Origin of the sequence: Chitinophaga sp. HK235, assembly GCF_018255755.1 — a bacterium.
Classification (GTDB): domain Bacteria; phylum Bacteroidota; class Bacteroidia; order Chitinophagales; family Chitinophagaceae; genus Chitinophaga.
On record NZ_CP073766.1, the window covers coordinates 5528350 to 5549251 of the forward strand.

20 protein-coding genes are annotated in these 20902 nt (G+C 47.6%); 13 read left to right on the plus strand and 7 right to left on the minus strand.

Annotated elements, in window-relative coordinates; genetic code table 11:
• Window positions 1–4 precede the first annotated feature (4 nt).
• The 4 genes from gldM (at window position 5) to KD145_RS20840 (ending at window position 3919) form a co-directional block, all read left to right on the plus strand.
• Entirely contained in the window at window positions 5–1549 is a 1545-nt protein-coding gene (gene gldM, locus KD145_RS20825; RefSeq protein ID WP_212001339.1) for a gliding motility protein GldM, read from the plus strand.
• Between the two features lie 21 nt (window positions 1550–1570).
• Window positions 1571–2596 carry a gliding motility protein GldN gene (gene gldN, locus KD145_RS20830; RefSeq protein ID WP_212001341.1) on the plus strand — a complete coding sequence of 342 codons (1026 nt, stop codon included), beginning with the start codon at window positions 1571–1573 and terminating at the stop codon, window positions 2594–2596.
• An 85-nt stretch (window positions 2597–2681) separates the two neighbouring features.
• Window positions 2682–3257 carry a Crp/Fnr family transcriptional regulator gene (locus tag KD145_RS20835; protein ID WP_212001343.1) on the plus strand — a complete coding sequence of 192 codons (576 nt, stop codon included), beginning with the start codon at window positions 2682–2684 and terminating at the stop codon, window positions 3255–3257.
• Window positions 3258–3322: 65 nt separating this feature from the next.
• The gene (locus KD145_RS20840; protein ID WP_212001345.1) at window positions 3323–3919 is read left to right on the plus strand and encodes a DinB family protein; all 597 of its coding nucleotides are present in this window, start codon (window positions 3323–3325) and stop codon (window positions 3917–3919) included.
• 1 nt (window position 3920) lies between these two features.
• Here the strand turns inward: KD145_RS20840 and uvrC are convergent, their stop codons facing one another.
• From uvrC to gpmI, 3 genes are all read right to left on the minus strand, one after another.
• The gene (gene uvrC / locus KD145_RS20845; protein ID WP_212001347.1) at window positions 3921–5729 is read right to left on the minus strand and encodes an excinuclease ABC subunit UvrC; all 1809 of its coding nucleotides are present in this window, start codon (window positions 5727–5729) and stop codon (window positions 3921–3923) included.
• Between the two features lie 4 nt (window positions 5730–5733).
• Window positions 5734–6318 (minus strand): hypothetical protein, encoded by a 585-nt coding sequence (locus KD145_RS20850; protein ID WP_212001348.1) that lies wholly within the window; start codon window positions 6316–6318, stop codon window positions 5734–5736.
• Window positions 6319–6616: 298 nt separating this feature from the next.
• Complete coding sequence (gene gpmI, locus KD145_RS20855; RefSeq protein ID WP_212001350.1) at window positions 6617–8140, minus strand: 2,3-bisphosphoglycerate-independent phosphoglycerate mutase; 1524 nt, start codon at window positions 8138–8140, stop codon at window positions 6617–6619.
• A 302-nt stretch (window positions 8141–8442) separates the two neighbouring features.
• Between gpmI and KD145_RS20860 the strand changes: the two genes are divergently transcribed.
• The 4 genes from KD145_RS20860 to KD145_RS20875 all read left to right on the plus strand — a co-directional run bounded on the left by KD145_RS20860 (window position 8443) and on the right by KD145_RS20875 (window position 11165).
• Entirely contained in the window at window positions 8443–8856 is a 414-nt protein-coding gene (locus tag KD145_RS20860; protein ID WP_212001351.1) for a DUF4783 domain-containing protein, read from the plus strand.
• Between the two features lie 210 nt (window positions 8857–9066).
• Window positions 9067–9918 carry a carboxylating nicotinate-nucleotide diphosphorylase gene (nadC, locus tag KD145_RS20865; protein WP_212001352.1) on the plus strand — a complete coding sequence of 284 codons (852 nt, stop codon included), beginning with the start codon at window positions 9067–9069 and terminating at the stop codon, window positions 9916–9918.
• A gap of 10 nt (window positions 9919–9928) precedes the next feature.
• Entirely contained in the window at window positions 9929–10810 is an 882-nt protein-coding gene (locus KD145_RS20870; RefSeq protein WP_212001353.1) for a diacylglycerol kinase family protein, read from the plus strand.
• Between the two features lie 19 nt (window positions 10811–10829).
• The gene (locus tag KD145_RS20875; RefSeq protein WP_212001355.1) at window positions 10830–11165 is read left to right on the plus strand and encodes a translation initiation factor; all 336 of its coding nucleotides are present in this window, start codon (window positions 10830–10832) and stop codon (window positions 11163–11165) included.
• 66 nt (window positions 11166–11231) lie between these two features.
• Here KD145_RS20875 and KD145_RS20880 read toward each other — a convergent pair whose 3' ends face one another.
• Entirely contained in the window at window positions 11232–12224 is a 993-nt protein-coding gene (locus KD145_RS20880; RefSeq protein WP_212001358.1) for an aldo/keto reductase, read from the minus strand.
• Window positions 12225–12312: 88 nt separating this feature from the next.
• Window positions 12313–13251 (minus strand): AraC family transcriptional regulator, encoded by a 939-nt coding sequence (locus KD145_RS20885; RefSeq protein WP_212001359.1) that lies wholly within the window; start codon window positions 13249–13251, stop codon window positions 12313–12315.
• A 280-nt stretch (window positions 13252–13531) separates the two neighbouring features.
• Here KD145_RS20885 and KD145_RS20890 point away from each other — a divergent pair, with 280 nt between their 5' ends.
• Window positions 13532–15205, plus strand: a complete 1674-nt coding sequence (locus KD145_RS20890; RefSeq protein ID WP_212001360.1) for a glycosyltransferase family 39 protein — start codon at window positions 13532–13534, stop codon at window positions 15203–15205.
• Here the strand turns inward: KD145_RS20890 and KD145_RS20895 are convergent.
• The gene (locus KD145_RS20895; protein WP_212001361.1) at window positions 15202–15945 is read right to left on the minus strand and encodes a biotin--[acetyl-CoA-carboxylase] ligase; all 744 of its coding nucleotides are present in this window, start codon (window positions 15943–15945) and stop codon (window positions 15202–15204) included. The two genes, KD145_RS20890 and KD145_RS20895, sit on opposite strands and share 4 nt — an antisense overlap.
• A gap of 158 nt (window positions 15946–16103) precedes the next feature.
• On the opposite strand from KD145_RS20895, the gene rsfS reads away from it, so the two are divergent.
• The 4 genes from rsfS (at window position 16104) to KD145_RS20915 (ending at window position 20180) form a co-directional block, all read left to right on the plus strand.
• Window positions 16104–16508, plus strand: a complete 405-nt coding sequence (rsfS, locus tag KD145_RS20900; protein WP_113615797.1) for a ribosome silencing factor — start codon at window positions 16104–16106, stop codon at window positions 16506–16508.
• Window positions 16509–16582: 74 nt separating this feature from the next.
• The gene (ftsH, locus tag KD145_RS20905; RefSeq protein ID WP_212001365.1) at window positions 16583–18610 is read left to right on the plus strand and encodes an ATP-dependent zinc metalloprotease FtsH; all 2028 of its coding nucleotides are present in this window, start codon (window positions 16583–16585) and stop codon (window positions 18608–18610) included.
• Between the two features lie 7 nt (window positions 18611–18617).
• On the plus strand, window positions 18618–19253 hold the full coding sequence (locus KD145_RS20910; RefSeq protein WP_212001366.1) for an LUD domain-containing protein: 636 nt from the start codon (window positions 18618–18620) through the stop codon (window positions 19251–19253).
• 108 nt (window positions 19254–19361) lie between these two features.
• The gene (locus KD145_RS20915) at window positions 19362–20180 is read left to right on the plus strand and encodes a UDP-2,3-diacylglucosamine diphosphatase (RefSeq protein WP_212001367.1); all 819 of its coding nucleotides are present in this window, start codon (window positions 19362–19364) and stop codon (window positions 20178–20180) included.
• Here KD145_RS20915 and recO read toward each other — a convergent pair.
• Window positions 20145–20882 (minus strand): DNA repair protein RecO, encoded by a 738-nt coding sequence (gene recO, locus KD145_RS20920; protein WP_212001368.1) that lies wholly within the window; start codon window positions 20880–20882, stop codon window positions 20145–20147. The two genes, KD145_RS20915 and recO, sit on opposite strands and share 36 nt — an antisense overlap.
• Window positions 20883–20902: the final 20 nt, after the last annotated feature.

Sequence of the window (20902 nt, forward strand, 5' to 3'; positions counted from 1 at the left end):
AACTATGGCACTACCTAAAGATCCTAGGCAGAAGATGATCAACATCATGTACCTGGTCTTAACGGCCATGCTTGCGTTGAACGTCTCTGCTGAAATATTGAACGCTTTTAATATCGTCAATAACTCTATCGTTACTTCCAACGGTTCCCTTACCGATAAAAACAACCTGATTTATCAGCAGTTTGCGGAACAGATGAAGGATAACGCTGAGAAAGTGGCTCCCCTGAAAGCAAAAGCTGAACAGGTGAAAAAACTTTCTGACGACGCTTATAAATACATTGAGTCACTGAAAGACCTCATCATCACTGAAAGCGGTGGTAAAGACGAACACGGTGATATCAAAGATAAAGCCGGTCTGGACGCTCCTACCCGCGTGATGGAGAACATGAAAAAAGGTCCTGAACTGGAAGCTAAACTGGTTGCACTGCGTGGTCAGCTGCTCGCCTTCGTTGAAGCTAAAGACAAAGCAAAATTTGAAAAAACTTTACCACTGAAAATTGAAGTGGGTAAATCCACAGGCGATGACCACACCGGTGCAGGCCCTAAAACCTGGACTACCTACCACTTCAACATGGTACCTACCATCGCTGCGGTTACCATCCTGGGTAAATTCCAGAATGATATCAAAAACTCTGAGTCTGCTATTATCGATGACCTCTATCGCCAGATTGATGCGAAGAACTTCAAATTCGATAAAATCAGACCCTTTATCTCCCTTAACTCTAAAAACCTGATGGCTGGCCAGACCCTCACTGCTCAAATCGCAGTAGGTGCCTACAGCAGCACGGTTAATCCAACTATCACCGTTAACGGTCAGAGCATTACCGCTACTGAAGGTTTAGCTACCTATTCCCTCCCCGTGAGTGGCCTGGGTGAAAAAACCATCTCCGGTACTATCTCTCTGCCTAACCCAACTGGTGGTGATCCTATCACACAGTCTTTCACAGAAACGTACAACGTAGGTGCTTCTACCACCTCCATTTCTGCCGATAAGATGAACGTGCTCTATATCGGTCTGCAGAACCCGATCTCTATCTCTGCTGCCGGTGTACCTGCTGAAGCCGTTTCTGCTTCCATCAGCGGTGGAAACATTGCTAAACGCGGCTCCGGTGAATACACTGTAACCGTTAGCCAGCCTGGTAAAGCGGTGATCAACGTAGTAGCCAACATCGACGGTAAAGTGAAAAGCCTGGGTCAGAAAGAATTCCGCGTAAAAAGAGTACCGGATCCGGTGCTGAAAGTGGGATTCAACAAAGGTGGCAGCATGAAAGCAGCTGACTTTAAAGTTCAGATGGGTCTCGCTGCTGCACTGGAAGACTTCGAATTTGAAGGCGTAAAATACGACGTAGTAGGTTACCGTATCGGTGTATCTGCTAAAGGTAAGGACTACCTGGAAGGTGAAGCTAACTCCGCTTATTTCCCAAGCAACGTTGCTGCCTCCATTCGTTCCCTGCGTCCGGGTGATGAAGTTTACTTCGAAAACGTAAAAGTAAAAGGCCCGGATGGTGTTGTTCGTACAATGCCAAGCACAATATTTAAACTAAATTAACAGGTCATAATTTACTGAAATATGCGAGCAGTAATATTTAACAGAATCGGTTGGTGCACCATGTTGCTGGTGATGATGGCAACAGCTGCAGAGGCGCAGAGACGTGGCGGTACAACCCGTCGCAGAACTGCTTCAGAAGCAACTCAGCAAGACCCGAACGCGCCGGTAGTAAACCCCGCAACAGGTAATGCAGTTACGCCACCTCCTGCTCAGCCTGCATCCCAACGGCCGGATGGTATCACTGCCCCGGTAGTAGATACTCCACGCAAATCACTGCGTGTAGACGGTGTAGTGGAAAGAAACCTTGCCAGAGAACGCGTTCCCATCGTATACGACTATATCCGCGAGGATGACCGTTTCTGGGAAAAAAGAGTATGGCAGGTGATCGATGTAAGGGAGAAAATCAACCTCCCCTTCCAATACAACGTTGACGATGAGAGTGGTAACAACCAGCTGTTTATCAATATTCTGCTGACCGCTATCAAAAATAAAGAGATAGAGGCCTTCAACCCTATCGATGACCGTTTCACCACTGTAATGCCTTATTCTGAGATCCTTACCAAGATCTCCGGTGAAGAAAGGACCGTACGCAGTATCGACCCGGTAACCGGCGAAGAAAAAATGGTGACCACCCGCGACGACTTCGATCCACGTACCATCAAACAGTACAAAATCAAGGAAGTATGGGTGTTCGACAAAGAAGCTTCCGCCCTTAAAGTCCGTATCCTCGGTATTGCTCCCATGGTATCCCGTATGAACGAAGATGGTAGCGTCCGCGCTTCTATCCCGTTGTTCTGGGCTTATTATCCTGACCTGCGTCCTACCCTGGCCAAATACGATGTGTATAACCAGAATAACGACGCTTCCACTATCAGCTGGGAAGACCTTTTCGAAATGCGCTTCTTCGGTAGTTATATAGTGAAGGAAAATAACACCTACAACCGCGAAATCAAAGATTACATTAAAGACGGTGTAATGCGACTCCTCGAAGGACAATCCATCAAAGACCGCATCTTTAACAAAGAACAGGATCTCTGGCAATACTAATATCATTACAAACACATAATAGCACGAAGGTCCGGGTGAATAGCACCCGGACCTTCGTGCTTTATTCGTATTTTGTAGGTAGCATATGATTTCTTCCGCACTGGATAAAACCGCTTTCAGCATCATGCCACTTCCCGATACCGAATGGGAAGCACTCGCAGCCTGCTGGACTCCGGTGAAGTATAAACGAAAAGATATGATCACCGCCGCCGGTGAAGTGGAAAAGTATATCTACTTCGTGGAAGACGGTGTACAACGGCTGTTCAGCCTGGAAGAAGATAAGGAAGTGACCATTCTCTTTTCCTACACCGGCTCCTTTTCCGGTGTGGTAGACTCATTTCAGTTGCAGAAACCCTCTCCCTGGTACCTGGAAGCGCTGACACCCAGCAGTATGCTGCGGTTATCCTGGACCGACTTCGACCGCCTTACCCGCCAGTATCCGCTGATTGAAAGGTGGGTACGGATCGGTACTGCCGCTGCGCTGGCCGGTATCCTCGAAAGACATAAGGAGATCCTTTCCTATAGCGCAGAACAAAAGTTCAGGACCCTGCTCACCCGCAGTCCACATGTATTACAGCTGATCCCGCAGAAATACCTGGCCTCCTACCTGGGCATAGACCCGGCCACTTTCAGCAAACTCCTGCGATCAGTAAAGTTGTAAAATCTTGATCTGCACCAACATTTTCTGTGGGCACTTAGGGTAGTTTTGTGATAAATCTTCCGGATATGACCCCCGTCAACACAATAGCATTACTGCAAGACCTGCGCAAACAGATAGTCGCAGCACAATACAAGGCTGAAAGCCGCTTTGGTGAAAAACCTTCAGCCATGCTGCAGCATCGGCCCCAGCCCGGCAAATGGAGCGCACTGCAATGTCTGGAGCATCTGAATACTTATGGCCGTTTTTATCTGCCTGCACTGGACAAAGCCATCACCGAAGCAGAACGGAAAGGCAGTCAGCCAACACCTGTTTTCCGCAGCAGCTGGGTGGGCGCCTGGTTTACCAAACAAATGCAGCCCCAGCCTGATGGACAACTGCGTTCCCGCATGAAGTCTCCCAAGGGACACCTGCCCGCTGTACAACCTGATGAGGAAACAGTAATCAACGAGTTTATTCAACAACAGCAAATGATGGAAGCCCTGATGCAGAGAGCAGAAAAGATCAATCTGCAGCAGGCTAAAGTGACCACCTCACTGTCCCGGTTTATCCGCCTCTCTGTAGGAGATACTTTCGGTTTTATGACAGCACATATCAACCGGCATGTGCTGCAGGCCGAAAGGGCGATCAGCACCTGTCAGCAACAGGTAAGAAAACCGGTATAGATCAGCTTTTTTGATGGAAATGGTCCCACACCAGTTTTGCCTTGGCGGCGCCTACTTCATTGGTGAGATCTTCTTCGGAAAGCTGTTTGATTTTGGCTACGGATCGGAATGTTTTCAACAGCTGGGTAGCCGTTTGCTGCCCTATGCCCTTAATGGTTTCCAGCTCGTTTTTAAAGGTGCCCTTGCTGCGTTTCTGCCGGTGGAAGGTAATACCAAAACGGTGTACTTCATCACGGACACGACGTATGAGTTTCAGGCTTTCACTGTTGAAGGGCAACTTGATACTCTCTGAATCGCCGGGGAAAAATATTTCTTCTTCATTTTTGGCCAGACCTACTACGGTCATGCTGCCTATGAGGCCCAGCTCGCGGATACTCTCCATGGCCGACCCGAGCTGGCCTTTACCACCGTCGATGATCACCAGCTGAGGCAGCGGCTGTTGCTCTGCCAGCAAACGGGAATAACGGCGGTATACTACTTCCTTCATGGAAGCAAAGTCATTGATACCTTCTACGGTCTTGATATTAAAATGACGGTAATCTTTTTTGGATGCTACGCCGTCTTTAAATACCACGCAGGCGGATACAGGATAGCTGCCCTGGAAGTTGGAGTTATCGAAACACTCAATATGTTCAGGTAAGGCGGGCAGCTCAAGATCGGCCTGGAGCTGGTACAGCACCTGTTTTCTTTCCATATCGCTTTTACCTTCCAGGTGTAGTATCTTCTTGCGGTATAATTCGTCTTTGAAGTAATTAACGTTTTTCTCAGACAGTTCCAGCAGTTTCTTTTTGTCTCCTCCTTTGGGTACGGTAATAGTCACGTTGCTTTCCGGATATTCTAACGGGAAAGGCACTACGATTTCTGTAGTGATACTTTTAAACACGTCCCGCAGGTAGGCGATAGCATAGGTGAGCACTTCTTCATCTCCTTCTTCCAGTTGTTTCTCCAGGGTTACGGTTTTGGTATCGGAGATGGTACCGTTCAGGATGCGGAGGTAGTTTACGTAAGCGTGGTTGCCGTCACTGATGATAGAGAAGACGTCCACATTGCCCATGCGGGTATTGACGATAGTGGATTTGGCGGAATAGTTTTCCAGGCTTTCGATCTTTTTGCGCATGATCTCGGCCTTTTCAAACTCCATGGCGGCGGCGTACTGCAGCATTTGTTCCTTGAAGAGGTTGACCACAGGTGCGAGGTTGCCTTTCAACACGTTTTTAACCTGCATCAGACCTTCGCGGTAATCTTCTTCACTCTGCAGTCCTTCACAGGGGCCTTTACAGTTGCCCAGATGGTATTCCAGGCATACCTTGAACTTACCTTTTTTGATGTTCTGGTCAGACAGGTTCAGGTTGCAGGTACGCAGGGGGATATTGTATTTGATCACTTCCAGTATTTCCCGGACGCGGCCAACGGACGTGAAGGGGCCGAGGTAATCGGAACCGTCTTTTATCACGTTGCGCGTAAAAAACACACGAGGAAAAGGTTCATGTTTGATAACGATATACGGGTAGGTTTTATCGTCTTTCAGGTTGATGTTGTACCGTGGCTGGAATTGTTTGATAAGGGAGTTTTCCAGCAGAAAGGCGTCCTGCTCTGAATCCACGATGGTAAACTCGATGTGGTGGATATGTTCCACGAGTTTACGGGTTTTGAAGCTGTCGTGATATTTGACGAAATAGGAACTTACCCGTTTGCGCAGGCTTTTGGCCTTACCTACATAGAGTAGGGTGCCTGCCTGGTCGTAGTATTTGTAGATACCGGCATCGAGCGGTATAGTATGTGATATCTGTTGAAACTCGGCTGCTGTCATGTGTTTACATCCTGTTTTTAGGAGTGATCGCTACGCTGACTTCCGTTTCTTTCGGTGTCAGAAAAGCTATCTTCTGGAAGGTAGCGATCCTAATGGTTTTATCCTGCTGGTAAAACAGGTCCTGCCGGTACTCGTACACCATGTTGCTGGTGTAGGAGTGGATGTTCACCTGTTGTATATTCCCATTCTTATCGAGTTCCATCGTGATTTCAGACGGGAAGGTTTGTTTTCCCTTTGACTGGTAGATGATGGATCTCCGGCCGGAGAAGGGATCATACAGGCTGGAGGTATCATATTCATCCCGGAGGGAAGGCTTGTTAAGATCTATGTCGGTGAACGGTTTAAGCAGGTCCTGAACGGCGGTGCTGTCTGTTCCGGGGATGTTGGTGGTTATTTTGGCACCGTTGAGCGTGACTGCTTTCTGCAGGTTGAAATTGCCGGCACGGATACGTGCCTTTTCTCCGTTGAAGTAAGCTGGCAGTGGCTCAAATTTGGCCCCGGAGGCCGTTTTCATTGTTATATTATCCTGGTGGCAGGCTATAAAACCGAATATGGTCAATAGTACCGTTGCGTAGCGGTAGTGTTTCATACAACAAAATTAGCACTTAAATATGGGTCAGAAAAAATGCGCCGTAAAAACGGCGCATCGATGCATGAGCAAATCTGTCGAGAGCACTAAAAATATGAAAATCAGTCAGTCAGACTGAGATTATGTCAAAACGGTTTTAGTTAAACGGGAGAAGTGAATGAAAAGTTACATGACGGGGATATTTTTTTTCACACAAAGGTGTGAAAGCGGGAAGATGTAGCATGACAAAGGCGCCGGGCGGGAAATTTTTTTTTCTTCCTGTTGCCCGGCGCCTTTGCGTGAATTTTTTATGTCGAACCTATACCAGCAGGTTACCTGTCATTTCCTTCGGAATGGGCAGGCCCATGAAGTGCAGGATGGTAGGTGCGATATCGCCCAGTTTACCATCTTTTACTTTACCCTGGAAGTCGTTGCTGATGATAAAGAAAGGAACGAGGTTGAGGGTGTGAGCAGTGTTGGGAGTACCATCTGCATTGACCATGTAGTCAGCGTTGCCATGATCGGCAGTGAGAAACACGGTGTAGTTGCTGGCCAGAGCGGCGGTTACCACTTTGCTTACGCAATGGTCTACTGTTTCCACGGCTTTCACTGCGGCGGAGAATACACCGGTATGGCCAACCATGTCGGCGTTGGCGAAGTTGAGGCAGACGAAGTCGGCGGATTTTTCCTGCAGTACGGGCACGATGACATCCGTTACTTCATTGGCGCTCATTTCCGGTTTGAGATCGTAGGTGGCTACTTTAGGAGAAGGAACGATGATTCTGCGTTCGCCATCGAATTCTTTTTCCCTTCCGCCGGAGAAGAAGAAAGATACGTGCGGATATTTTTCAGTTTCCGCGATGCGCACCTGTGTACGGTCTTCCTGCGCCAGTACCTCACCAATGGTCATGTTCAGGTTATCGTTTTCAAAGATGACATGAACGTTTTTATAGGTCTTGTCGTATTCCGTCATGGTGGTGTAGTACAACTGCAGCGGCTTCATACCGAAATCAGGGAATGCTTCCTGGGTGAGCACCTGGGAGATTTCGCGGCAACGGTCGGTACGGAAGTTAAAGCAGAGTACTGCATCCCCTTCCTGGATGGTGGCCAGGGGTTTGTTCTGCTCATCCTGAACGATGATCGGTTTAATGAATTCGTCTGTTACGCCTTCTGCATAGGATGCTTTGATGGCGGTAAACAGGTCGTGGGTGCCAGTACCGATGCCATTTACCAGGGCGTTGTAGGCCAGTTTCACGCGTTCCCAGCGTTTGTCTCTGTCCATAGCATAATACCGGCCGGTAACGGAGGCTATTTTACCGGTTGCCTGCTGCAGGTGGGCCTGGAGGTCTTCCAGGAAGCCTAATCCGCTTTTAGGGTCGGTATCACGGCCGTCGGTGAAGGCATGTATATATACTTTTTCCAGGCCATTGGCTTTGGCGATGGAGGTAATTGCTTTCAGATGTTCGATATGGGAGTGTACGCCGCCATTGCTCACGAGGCCCAGCAGGTGCAGGGCTTTGTTGTTATTTTTGGCGTGGGCCATGGTTTCCAGCAGTACAGGATTGCTGGCCAGTTCTCCTTCGCGGATAGCTACGTTGATTCTTTGCAGCTCCTGGTAAACGATCCTTCCGGCGCCGATGTTAAGGTGACCTACTTCAGAGTTGCCCATTTGCCCGTCCGGCAGCCCTACTGCTTCTCCGCAGGTTACGAGGTGGCTGTGTGGGTATTTGTTATATAGGCTGCTTACAAATGGTGTCTGTGCTTGTGCAATGGCATCGGCCGTAGGAACTTTACCTTCGCCCCATCCGTCCATAATTACGAGAATGGCTCTTTTCTTTTCCATACCTGTCTGGTTAAGGTTAATACTATTAATTCAAGGGAGGTGAAAGTACTGATAATGATGCTGAATACTTTCTAAATTTTTTACAAAAATAAAAGTTAATCGAAAAATTATCTATACCTCCTACCCTGATTACATTTTGATAACCAGTTATTCGAATATATTTACATATTATTTTGTCGTTATGATTTAATGCTTCATTGCTACCACGATGATGTGATTTTATTGATTTGCAGTGGGTTTGGCATAGTTTTCGCATTTAATTTGTGTTGATTTAAAGTTACTTTTTAATAAAAAAACTGACAATGAAGAAGCTATTGATTGTGCTAGCGGTGTTGTTGGGAGGAATTATTTCGGCATTTGCGCTGTCGGCAAACTCATATGAAGATCATTCGGTAGCAGGACCATTTGAAGATGTAGTGGGCGCTATCAAACAAGGTGATGTAAGCGGTTTATCCCGTTACCTGGACAACAATGTGGAAATCAATATTGGCGGTAAAGCCAATTCCTATAGTAAAGCACAGGCGGAAATCATTCTAAAGGATTTCTTTTCTAAAAATCAGGTGAAGTCATTTGAGCTGGTACACCAGGGAGGTGAAACTTCCAGGTTCGGTATCGGTAATCTGACCACCTCCGGCGGGAATTACAGGCTTTCCTTCTTCCTCCAGAAGAAAGGAGGATCGATGGTCCTGAATGAGCTGAGATTCGAAAGTAAGTAAAATAAGACCACATAAATTGATTGAAAAGGCCTGTGCCCCGCTATTAATTGCGGGGCACTTTTTATTTTTGCAGCGGTTTCACGGAAAGAAACAATAGATGCAGTAATACAAAGGTGCTGCAGACTTCGTTTCTTACGGGCATCATTCATGTAAAGGTATGGGTAGGCAATTTGCTACCTTTATTCTTTGCGAGCTAAAATTCACGCACATATGTTAGATGAAACAGCGCTGAACGCGTTTATCAGGAGTGCCCTGGCAGAAGATATCGGAAATGGCGACCACTCTACGTTGGCTTGTATCCCTCCTACCGCCAAAGGAAAAGCTTTGCTGAAGATCAAGGAAAACGGTATCCTGGCGGGTATGGAAGTGGCGGAAGCCATATTTAAGTGGCTGGATATGTATGCGGTGTTTAAGCCGTTAAAGAAAGATGGTGATACGATGGTGGCTGGTGAGGCTGCTTTTGAAATAGAGGCTGCCGTACATACCCTGCTGATGGGTGAAAGACTGGTGCTCAACTGTATGCAGCGGATGAGTGGCATCGCTACCCTCACCCGCCAGTATGTAGACCGCCTGCAGGGATATCATACCCGTATCCTCGATACTCGCAAAACCACGCCCAACTTCCGTATGCTGGAAAAGGAAGCAGTTCGTATAGGCGGTGGCGTTAATCACCGCATGGGGCTTTATGATATGGTGATGCTGAAAGACAATCATATCGATTTTGCCGGCGGGATTACCGCTGCGGTCAACAAAACCGTGGCCTATCTCGCAGAAAAAAAACTGCCACTGAAAATAGAGGTGGAAACACGTAACCTCGACGACGTCAGGGAAGCGCTGGCTGTAGGGCATGTAGATCGTATCATGCTGGACAACTTCACCCCCGAACAAATTACAGCCGCCATGGCGATCATCGACGGAAAGGTGGAAACAGAAGCCTCCGGCGGGATCACCCTCGATACCTTACAGGATTATGCAAAGACGGGCGTAGACTTTATCTCCGTAGGCGCTATTATACATCATGCTGTAAGCCTGGACCTGAGCCTGAAAGCGATTATACCTTAAAACAGTTTTTTTGAAGAAGATCCTTTTTATCATAAACCGCAAGGCGGGCACTGATCGTGAGAAACGGCTGGAAGGTGCTATCAACAGGCACTTCCCGGCAAGCAAGTACGACGTGCGTATTACGCATCTTGCCTATCTGGGCCACGGCGCCGACCTGGCCCGGGAAGCTGTTGTCAACGGTGTAGATACCGTTGTGGCCGTTGGTGGAGATGGCTCCATCAATGAAATAGCCCAGGGACTCGTAGACTCAAACACCGCGATGGCCATACTGCCGCTTGGCAGTGGCAACGGACTGGCCCGCGCCCTTAAAATACCACTCGACGTAGACAAGGCATTGCAGCTGATAGTAGCCAACAAACAACGTCCCATTGATGTAGGATATGCAAATGAACATCTGTTCCTCAGCAATGCCGGTGTAGGTTTCGATGCACTGATAGCAGAACAATTCAAGCATACCAAAAAACGCGGACTGCTGGGATATGCCAAACTGGTATTAAAAAGCTTCAGTAGCTACAATCCGGAAGCTTATCACATCAGCATTGACGGCCGCAAGCTCGACGAAAAGGCATTCCTGCTGACAGTAGCCAATGGCAACCAGTTTGGTTATGAATTCAAACTGGCGCCCGGCGCCAGCGTATTCGACGGGCAACTGGACCTCTGTATCATGCCTCCGGTGCGCTTTTATCACCTGTTGCCGGTAAGCATTTATTCCTTACTGGGCAATATCGATAAAACGCGCTATCTTAAACATCTCACCGGTAAAGAAATCATCATCCATAGTAATTCCCTGCAATATCTGCAGGTAGACGGTGATGCAGTACCGGTAGGCGGCGACGGCAGCGTAAAGCTTACCATAAAACCCGCCGCCATCAAGGTAGTTGTGAATGAATAAATTTTAAATGATTTGAGTTATGTCCAAGAAGAAAAATACCTCCGGCGGGATTGTGTATTCCACTGATCCCAACTTCTCCATCGAACCGGAACATACAGAAGAACAGGAAACCCTCTCCCCTGCTCTGCAGCAGCTGAGGGTGAAACTGGATACCAAACAAAGAGCCGGTAAAGTGGTAACGTTGATAGATGGCTTTGTTGGAAAAGAGGAAGACGTCGAAAAACTGGGCAAGGAACTGAAAACCAAATGCGGTACCGGTGGTAGCGTAAAAGATGGTCAAATCCTTATCCAGGGTGATTATAAAGAGAAAGTGATAAAGTGGCTGCTCGATTGGGGCTATAAGAAAACGAAATAAATTTAATGGCCCTCAGTCGATGATGCCCGTATCGTCGACTGAGGGCCATTAATAAAATCTTCCGTATTAGCGGTTCACCAGTTTCAGGGCTCCTTCTGAATACCGGGCACCGGCAATGGTACCAGCTTTCAGGATGGTATCTATTTTTTCAAGATCTGCACTGCTGAGTTGTACATCTGCCGCTGCTGCGTTTTCCTGCAGATATTTTCTGCGTTTGGTGCCAGGTATGGGCACGATATCTTCTCCTTGCGCCAGCAGCCATGCGAGTGACAGCTGAGCTGTAGTAATACCTTTTTCCTTCGCAAAATTTTCCAAAGCTGTAACCGTCTGCAGATTTTGTTCGAAGTTGCCTTCCTGGAAACGGGGCAGGTTTCTGCGGAAATCATCACTGCTCAGTGTAGCCGCATCCGTTATAGCACCTGTCGTCAGTCCTCTTCCCAGCGGGCTATAGGCTACCAGTGAGATACCCAGTTCACGGGTAGTTTTCAGGATCTCTCCTTCCACATCTCTGGTAAACAAAGAATATTCACTCTGCAGAGCAGCGATAGGATGTACTGCGTTCGCTTTCCGGATGGAAGCAGCGCTGGCTTCAGACAGGCCGAGGTACCGCACCTTTCCTTCCTTTACCAGTTCGGCCATGGCGCCTACTGTATCTTCGATGGGCACGTTCTCGTCTACACGATGTGCGTAGTAGAGGTCAATCACATCTACCTTCAGTCTTTTCAGGCTGGCTTCACAGGCCTGTTTCAGATATTTGGGAGACCCATCGAAAATGTAAGAACCATCTTCCTTGAATTTAAAGCCGAATTTGGTGGCCAGGAATATTTTGTCTCTTTTGGTAGCCAGTATTTTGGAGAGCAGTATTTCATTGGCACCCTGCCCATACATGTCTGCTGTGTCCAGGAAGTTGATACCCAGTTCGAGTGCCAGCTCCAGAGTGTTGAGCGATTCCGCTTCGTTGAAGTCGGTAGCATTACCATAGGCAAATGACATACCCATGCAACCCAGTCCTATTGCGGAAATTGATTCACCTGTTTTTCCAAGTTTTCTGTACTGCATATAGTTAAATTTTTAGAGTAACAAAATTAACCAGTGATGTAGGGATAACAGTTGTAGCAGGCAAAGTATTAATTGTAAATATCAAAGATTACTGTAAACGGTAGATATGGGGCGACTGCCCGCTATGGTTTTTAAAGAAATGGGTGAAGTTGCCAGGATCTTCAAAGCCAAGACACCACGCGATCTCAGCGATCTGCCAGTCGGTATGGATGAGCAACAGCCGGGCTTCCAGCAGGAGACGCATCCTTATATGCTCGCTCACGGTGCGGCCTGTTGTCTGTTTTATGCAGGCGTTAAGATGATTGGGATGTGTGTTGAGCTGAACGGCAAATTCCTTGGCTGTTTTCAGTTTTACCTGATGGTGATTGTATTCTATCGGGAACTGTTTTTCCAGCATATCGGTGAAGCGGTGAGCCAGTATCTGTGCTGCCGTCTGTGTACGCTGCGGTGTATGAGCCTCTGAGGCTAGTCTTCTGCCTTCCAGCATCAGCAACCTCAGGTAAATCAGTATCGCTTCCTGTTTGAAAGCGGCATTTTCGTTGTACTCCCGTAACAGCTGCCGGAAAATGGATTCCAGATAATCACTTTGTTGTTGTGTCAGTTTAAATATAGCTCTGGCGCCAGGTTGCAGCAAAGGATGTTGCAGGATGTCTTCATGCGCCGCATGTATAGAGTCGAATAGCAAGTCTGTGAACAAACAGAAATAACCTTCCTGGGTTTCTGAAGTGGCCCGCCAGGTTTTAATTTCATGAGGGTTGAGGAACAGCAATGTCGGTCCATCTATCTCATACCGGTCTTCTCCCATGGTGAATATACCCTGGCCGCGGCTGAAAAAACTAATCTTATAATAGTCACGTCTGCTGGCTGTTACCTCATCCTGACATGGATACTCCGATCTGGAATGCACCGCAAAGCTACCTTTGAGGGGAGCTTTAGGGACCATGACATTGGATGAGTATAGTAGCACTTTGTCAGTGAAATCCTCCATTCTTTGCAGTTGAATGGTAGGGGTTTTGTGAATAGGCATAAACCAAATGTAGGTATTTCCGGATTAATTTATACCGCACGGGAAACGCATTCATGTTAAGTTTTGGCGAACAGAGATCGAATGAAATACGCTCCCATGGCGGATGGTTTTATTTAACGCAACATTGTTGCAAATTCATTTTTGATTTATTTCAGAAAATTTCACAATTTGTTAACGCCTTTATCAACCAAAATCTTGTTATCATCGATGCCTAGATGATTCCTTGTAAAGAGCGTCCTGCCTTATATAGCGGATAAGCAAGATATAAAGAGACTGCGGAATGACTGTACTTAAAGAGGCAGCTTTCCGCTTTTTTTATGTAATGATTACTATCCCTGCCCTGATCAACATTCAATCAAAATCATATCCCATGGTGCCAAACCAGCGTCGTACCTCCTTGTTGCTACTCTTACTGTTTGTAGTTTTTAAAATAGTTTTCCAGTATACAGTCATTAATCCGGTCTATGATCTTCATCGGGATGAGTACCTCCATTTGGACATGGCCAATCATCTGGCCACCGGGTATTTGTCTGTACCGCCTTTTACGGCATTGAATTCCCTGCTGATAAAATGGCTGGGCAATAGTTATTACTGGGTGCGTTTTTTTCCAGCCCTATATGGAGCGTTGACTATGGTACTTATCTGGAAGATGGTCCGTTTTCTGGGCGGAGGGCTATATGCCCAGGTGTTGGCGTTGACGCTTTATTGTTGTTCTGCGTTGGCCCGCATCAATCTGCTATACCAGCCCAATTCATTTGACGTGCTGATGTGGACCCTGATCTGCTGGCTGATGTTATTGTATCTGCGTACACAGCAGGGTAAATGGCTGTTATGGGCTGGTGCGGCTGCAGGTGTTGGAATACTTAATAAGTACACGGTCATTTTTCTGTTGGCAGGCTGGCTGCTAGGATTGCTGCTGTCTTCGCACCGGAGGATTTTCCGGGAGAAAGAACTGTATCTGGGTGGACTGATTGCACTACTATTGATAGCGCCTAATCTGTTATGGCAGGTACAGCAGGGTTTTCCGGTCTTGCATCATATGCAGGAGCTGATGAACACACAATTGGTGCATGTCAGCAGGATGGATTTTGTGGCAGACCAGTTTATCTTTTTCCTGGGCGGTGCTTTTGTGATTGTGGCTGCTTTTGCGGGTTTGTTGTTTTACTGGCCGTACCGGCTGTACAGGGTGCTGCTGCTGGTGTATGTACTGGTGATATTGTTGCTGCTATCGCAGCGGGCCAAAAGTTACTATGCGATTGGGTTGTACCCGATGTTAATAGCCTTCGGCAGTGCTTACTGGGAGCGGATATTCCGGGATGGCTGGAGCCGTTACCTGCGGGTGTTATGGCTGGCATTAGTGATAGTGCCGTTTTTTTACCTGATCAATGTGATATTTCCTGTGCTGGAGCCCGGCCAGCTAAGGGAGATGGCAGGTAAATTTGCCGCAGTAGGTCTTTTGCGCTGGGAGGATGGGAAAGAACATACGCTGCCGCAGGATTTTGCGGATATGCTGGGCTGGAAGGAAGAAGCGAGGTTGGTGCTCCGGGCTTATGAGCAGATACCGGTACCGGACAGGCCCAATACGCTGGTGATCTGTGATAACTACGGACAGGCTGGTGCCGTGAATTACTACAACCATGGTAAGATGCCGGCGGCGGTTTCTTTCAGTGCGGATTACGTTTTCTGGTTTCCCCGCCTGGACACACTGAAATATATCATCAAAATCGGTAAGGCTCCTGAAGAGCGGGTCCTGCCTTTTATAGGGCATGTGGAAAAGACGGGCGCTCTACAGGATACACTGGCCCGGGAGTACGCTGATAAAGCGGGTATATATCTGTTGTCCGGGTTGTCTCCGGAAGTGCCGGCCATGCTGAAAGCAGGCATATTGGCTAAGCAGCGAAGTTATCGCAGGGATCCGGACAATGTTGTGCTTTCGGCCGGCCTTCGTCGCTAATGGGTCAGAATAAACTCTACTTCACCAAAACCCAGTTGTAATATGGTGCCGTCTCTTTCGAGGCAGAGATGACCATCGGGCAGAACATCGCGGATGATGCCCTGGAAGATCTCTCCGTCTTTCCGGTAGAGGGCAGGTTGCTGCCAGCGGAAGAGTTTCGTTTTATATTCGGACAGCAGTGTATCAATAGCGGACATATGCAGTTGTTTGACACGGTTGTCGATATGGCGGCAAAGCTCCTTCGCCAGGGTGGCGGCATCCCAGTTTTTGCCGGTGATTTGTTTGAGCGAAACGGCGTTGGTGAGTGCATCCGGAAATTTGCCCTGATTAATGTTGAGACCGATACCGATAATGGCATAATGCCACATACTGCCGCGTAAAACATTCTCTATGAGGATGCCTCCTGCCTTTCTGTCACGCCAGTAAATATCATTAGGCCATTTTATGATGGTTTCGTCACCGGCATAGGCTGATAAGAAATCATGGGTAGCGAGGGCTACGGCCATGCTCAGCATGAACTGGCGGGAAAGCGGTAACATGGCTGGTTGCAGGGCTATAGAGAGCGCGATGATATCCCCGGGCTGGGCCAGCCACTGCTTGCCACGGGTACCTTTCCCTGCGGTTTGGTTGCTGGTAAACCAGGCTGTACCGGATGTCACCTGGCCTGAATTCACCTGCTCCATGGCATAGTTATTGGTGCTGTCAATTTCGTCTAGAGTATAAAACGGGTGTCCTACCACATGAACCTTTTTTAGTCTGAAAACAGCCGGAAAAGTAATTCATTTTATTATTTTCTTAACATTTGTAGGCCCCTGAGCATGATATTTCTGCATGTTATATTAGTGCTTGTTTAGTAACTTTGACAATTAAAGTTTATTTTTAACAAAAACGAGATTTATTGGCACCCTTAACCGTTCTGAGCACGAGAAAAAAGGCCCAAACGCGCCTGACCAGAGAAAGTGAAATTTTTACCACCATCATAAAAGCCATACAGGAAAAGAAGGGGGAAAATATCGTGTCCCTGGATCTACGCCAGATTCCTGAAGCTGTGGCCGATTTCTTCGTATTATGTGAAGCCAATTCCAATACCCAGGTAAGAGCAATCGCAGACTTTGTATCGCATGAGGTTGAGTTGAAAGTAGGTGAAGCTCCCTATAGACATGAAGGGTTTACTGCTCAACAGTGGATACTGGTCGACTATGTGAATATTGTAGTACATATTTTCCAGCCGGAAACAAGGAAGTTCTATAATCTCGAGGAAATGTGGAGTGACGCCGACAGGATGGACCACAACGATGACTGAACAAAACAGTCGTTAAAGTATTAATTATTATATAATTCTGATTGTAATAAACATCCGTAAAGGAGCGTAAGATTATGGAAAAAGGAGGCAATAACTTCAACAAGGGTTCAGAAAAAGCGCCTAAGAAAGGACCGAAGTTCAATATATACTGGGTGTATGCCTTTATAGGTCTTGCCCTGCTTGCAATGAACTTTTTTGATTTCAGATCCCCTACCAAAGAAATCAGCTTCCAGGAATTTCAGGTAAACTATTTGAAACCTGGGGACGTCGATAAATTGGTTGTTGTAAACAAGAAATATGTAGAAGTCTACATAAAACAAGACAGTCTTAAACTGCCAAAATTCACTGATGTAGCCAAAAGCAAGTTTGGCGGTCTGAATCCCGGCCCTCATTACCGTTTCTCGATTGGTAGTGAGGAAAGTTTCAAGAAAGATATTGACAAGGCCCAGGAAGGCATCCCTATGGAAAGCCAGGTAAAAATCTCCTATGACGAGCGTCAAAGTTGGTTTGAGCCTATTTTCCAGTTGCTGCTGCCTATCATCCTGATCATTGGTCTGTGGATATTGCTGATGCGTAAAATGGGAGGCCCTGCCGGCGGTAGTGGCGGTCCCGGAGGCATCTTTAATATCGGTAAGTCCAAAGCTACCCTGTTTGATAAAGGCACCCGCGTTAACATTACGTTCAACGATGTGGCTGGTCTGGATGAAGCAAAGGTGGAAGTGATGGAAATCGTGGACTTCCTGAAAAATCCGAAAAAATACACCTCTCTGGGGGGTAAAATACCGAAAGGCGCATTGCTGGTAGGCCCTCCGGGCACTGGTAAAACCCTGCTGGCCAAAGCGATGGCAGGTGAGGCACAGGTTCCTTTCTTCTCTATGTCCGGTTCCGACTTCGTGGAACTGTTCGTAGGGGTAGGTGCCAGCCGTGTACGTGACCTGTTTAAACAGGCCCGCGAAAAAGCTCCGTGTATCATCTTCATCGATGAAATTGATGCGATCGGACGTGCCAGAGGTAAAAATGTTATGATGAGCAACGACGAAAGGGAAAACACCCTGAACCAGCTGCTCGTTGAAATGGACGGTTTCGGTACAGACAGCGGTATCATCATCCTGGCTGCCACCAACCGCCCCGACGTACTGGACAGCGCTTTACTGCGCCCCGGCCGTTTCGACCGCCAGATCTCCATCGACAAACCAGACCTGGCCGGAAGAGAAACCATCTTTGAAGTACACCTGAAGCCTATCAAAACATCTCCTAACCTGGATGTGAAGAAACTGGCCTCCATGACCCCCGGCTTCGCCGGCGCTGATATTGCCAACGTATGTAACGAAGCAGCCCTCATCGCTGCCCGTAAAGGCAAGACCCAGGTGGAAATGGAAGACTTCAACGACGCTATCGACCGCGTAATCGGTGGCCTGGAAAAGAAAAACAAAATCATCTCTCCGGAAGAAAAAGAAGTAATCGCCTATCATGAAGCCGGACACGCTATCTGCGGATGGTACCTGGAACACGCCAACCCATTGGTGAAAGTAACCATCGTACCCCGTGGTGTGGCTGCCCTCGGATACGCACAGTATCTTCCGAAGGAACAATATCTCTACAACACCGAGCAGTTGCTCGATGATATCTGCATGACCCTCGGCGGCCGTGCTGTAGAAGAACTCGTATTCGGTAAAATATCCACCGGCGCTCAAAACGACCTGCAGGTAATCACCCGCATGGCCTATGCAATGGTGACCGTATACGGTATGAATGATAAGATCGGTAATGTGTCTTTCTATGATCCTAACAGCGATCAGTCCTTCACCAAACCTTACTCTGAAGAAACATCCCGGATGATTGATGAAGAAGTAAGGAAACTGATCGATGCGGCTTATGTAAGGACCAAAAACCTGCTGACAGAAAGAATGGAACAGGTGCAGATTCTGGCGAAGGAACTGCTGCAGAAAGAAGTTTTATACCAGGCCGACCTGGAAAGACTCATCGGCAAACGTCCTTACGATGTGCCAAGAGAACATCATCTGGGAAAAGAAGGTATGACGACTGACGGTGTACATCCGGCAGATATCATCAACCCTTCTCCTTCACCTGCTAATGCATAGTTTAGATATGAAGATTTCTCCTGCTAAGGAAAATATTCTGAAAAGAGTACGGAATGCGTTAAGCCAGCCGGTACAGTTGCCCTTCCCTAACTCGGAGGGCAACTCCACTGTTTTCAAAGTAGAGAATGAAGGGTTGGAATTGAAGTTTGCGGAGGAGTTCACCAAATTACAGGGGAAGTTCGTTTTCTGCACCAGCAAGGCAGAACTGATAGAGAACCTGCGGGCATTATCCGAAAACAAGGAATGGCGCAATCTCTACTGTCAGACTCCTTCCGTGATGAAAATGTTGCGTGGAGAAGAGCTGTCGGTGCTCAACCAGGGCGATATGCACGAAGCAGATGCGGCCATCACCGATTGCGAATACCTGATTGCCCGCACCGGTACCGTTGTGCTGAGCGCAGCCCAGCCCAGCGGAAGAGTGCTCCCGGTATATGCGCCGGTCCATATTATGGTGGCTTATACCCACCAGCTGGTGTTTGATCTGAAAGATGCTTTCAATAAACTGAAAGAAAAATACGGCAACGAATTGCCTTCTGCAGTATCATTCGCCACAGGACCCAGCCGTACGGCAGACATCGAGAAAACACTGGTAGTGGGTATCCACGGTCCAAAAGAAGTATACGTTTTTTTAGTAGACGAATAAAATCATGCTGTTTAGCCTTCCGCTTTCAGATTTTAGTAGAATATCCTTTTACTAAAAGCTATTATGCGGAAGGCTAAACTTTTTTTAAGGGGTAACGCTAACTGTCATATGGAAATTTCTTTACCAGCCAATAAGAAAATATATTTTGCTTCAGACTTCCACCTGGGTGCTCCCAATCCTGCTGTCAGCAGGGAGCGCGAAAAGCTGATCGTACAGTGGCTGGAAATGGTGGAAAAGGATGCGCAACATATTTTTCTGGTAGGAGATCTTTTTGATTTCTGGTTTGAATACAAACATGTGATCCCTAAAGGATACACCCGCCTGCTGGGCAAGCTCGCCGATCTTACCGACAAAGGCATCGGGATATCCGTGTTTATCGGCAACCACGACATGTGGATGGATGGCTATTTTGAGTCAGAGCTGAATATCCCTGTTTATTACGAACCCCAGGTGTTTACATTGGGCACCAAAAAATTCTATATCGGCCATGGTGATGGGTTAGGCCCCGGCGACCATGGATATAAGTTCCTGAAAAAGATTTTCCGCAACCCCGTATGCCGCTGGCTGTTCTCCTGTATACATCCGGTAGCGGGCATCTCCATGGCTAATTACTTCAGCCGTAAGAGCAGGGCTGCCACTGGTCAGGAGCTGGAGAAATTCCTGGGTGAAGACCAGGAATGGCTGGCGATCTATAGCCGGGAAGTACTGCAAAAGGAACATTTCGACTACTTTATTTTCGGCCACCGGCACCTGCCGCTCGACCTTACTGTAGGAAAAGACAGTCGTTACATCAACCTGGGAGAATGGTTGAACTATACCTCCTATGCCGTTTTTGATGGAAATGATACCAGCCTGGAATTTTTTACAGAAGCGGGTGCAAAACTGGGGCGGTCAGGCGTCCAGGATCTCGTGCAGAATGGGCGGTGACTGTAGTTCCGTGAAATCCGGCATATGCAACCGGAGGTAGTCGAGGTAAGCGTATAACAGTTTCCTTCTTTTTTCTTTTGTCATACTGATACCAGCCAGGTGCTGTATTTCGCTGCACTGGAAAATACGGTCGGTCAGCTCACTGTTTTCCGGGTCCAGGTGGGCCGTATGGTGAGGGGGCAGATCGGAAAAGGTACCTTCCTGCAGATCGAGGTAGGGTGTGTATTCCGTGAAACGTCCACTGAGACGGAAGCCGAAGTGCTCGGCCAGTTTGAGCGTATAATACAGTGGCAGGTTGGCGATAACCGGTGTGGCCGATCCGTCCAGTAACTGCAGGGTGTTTTCTGTAAAATAATACAGCTCGAGGTGTTGCTCCGGTTGTTTCAGACTTTTCTGCAGCAGTTCTATCAGGAACAGGGCAATGGTATTTTTAACCACGCTGAAGTGCAGCGAGGTATAAATGTAGCACAGCTTGAATTCGGAGATACGTTGCAGGTTTTTGAGCTCATTGTGGTATACTACCAGTTCGAGAATATTACCTGGCTGCAACAGGTTGCCTTTGGCGGCTTTAGGCTTGGATGAGCGCACACCATTGACAATATACGACTGAAGGCCAAACAACTCTGTGAAGATACTCACGATCACGCTGGTATCCCCATATTTTACTGTACGTAATACTATGCCGCGTGTTTTATGAAGCAATTCCCCGTTTTTAAAGTGAT

What these genes read in the sequence shown, in the direction of transcription:
- gldM (WP_212001339.1), top strand. Translation starts at nt 5, where the DNA reads ATGGCACTACCTAAAGATCCTAGGCAGAAGATGATCAACATCATGTAC.
- gldN (WP_212001341.1), top strand. Translation starts at nt 1,571, where the DNA reads ATGCGAGCAGTAATATTTAACAGAATCGGTTGGTGCACCATGTTGCTG.
- KD145_RS20835 (WP_212001343.1), top strand. Translation starts at nt 2,682, where the DNA reads ATGATTTCTTCCGCACTGGATAAAACCGCTTTCAGCATCATGCCACTT.
- KD145_RS20840 (WP_212001345.1), top strand. Translation starts at nt 3,323, where the DNA reads ATGACCCCCGTCAACACAATAGCATTACTGCAAGACCTGCGCAAACAG.
- uvrC (WP_212001347.1), bottom strand. Translation starts at nt 5,729, where the DNA reads ATGACAGCAGCCGAGTTTCAACAGATATCACATACTATACCGCTCGAT.
- KD145_RS20850 (WP_212001348.1), bottom strand. Translation starts at nt 6,318, where the DNA reads ATGAAACACTACCGCTACGCAACGGTACTATTGACCATATTCGGTTTT.
- gpmI (WP_212001350.1), bottom strand. Translation starts at nt 8,140, where the DNA reads ATGGAAAAGAAAAGAGCCATTCTCGTAATTATGGACGGATGGGGCGAA.
- KD145_RS20860 (WP_212001351.1), top strand. Translation starts at nt 8,443, where the DNA reads ATGAAGAAGCTATTGATTGTGCTAGCGGTGTTGTTGGGAGGAATTATT.
- nadC (WP_212001352.1), top strand. Translation starts at nt 9,067, where the DNA reads ATGTTAGATGAAACAGCGCTGAACGCGTTTATCAGGAGTGCCCTGGCA.
- KD145_RS20875 (WP_212001355.1), top strand. Translation starts at nt 10,830, where the DNA reads ATGTCCAAGAAGAAAAATACCTCCGGCGGGATTGTGTATTCCACTGAT.
- KD145_RS20880 (WP_212001358.1), bottom strand. Translation starts at nt 12,224, where the DNA reads ATGCAGTACAGAAAACTTGGAAAAACAGGTGAATCAATTTCCGCAATA.
- KD145_RS20885 (WP_212001359.1), bottom strand. Translation starts at nt 13,251, where the DNA reads ATGCCTATTCACAAAACCCCTACCATTCAACTGCAAAGAATGGAGGAT.
- KD145_RS20890 (WP_212001360.1), top strand. Translation starts at nt 13,532, where the DNA reads ATGACTGTACTTAAAGAGGCAGCTTTCCGCTTTTTTTATGTAATGATT.
- ftsH (WP_212001365.1), top strand. Translation starts at nt 16,583, where the DNA reads ATGGAAAAAGGAGGCAATAACTTCAACAAGGGTTCAGAAAAAGCGCCT.
- KD145_RS20910 (WP_212001366.1), top strand. Translation starts at nt 18,618, where the DNA reads ATGAAGATTTCTCCTGCTAAGGAAAATATTCTGAAAAGAGTACGGAAT.
- KD145_RS20915 (WP_212001367.1), top strand. Translation starts at nt 19,362, where the DNA reads ATGGAAATTTCTTTACCAGCCAATAAGAAAATATATTTTGCTTCAGAC.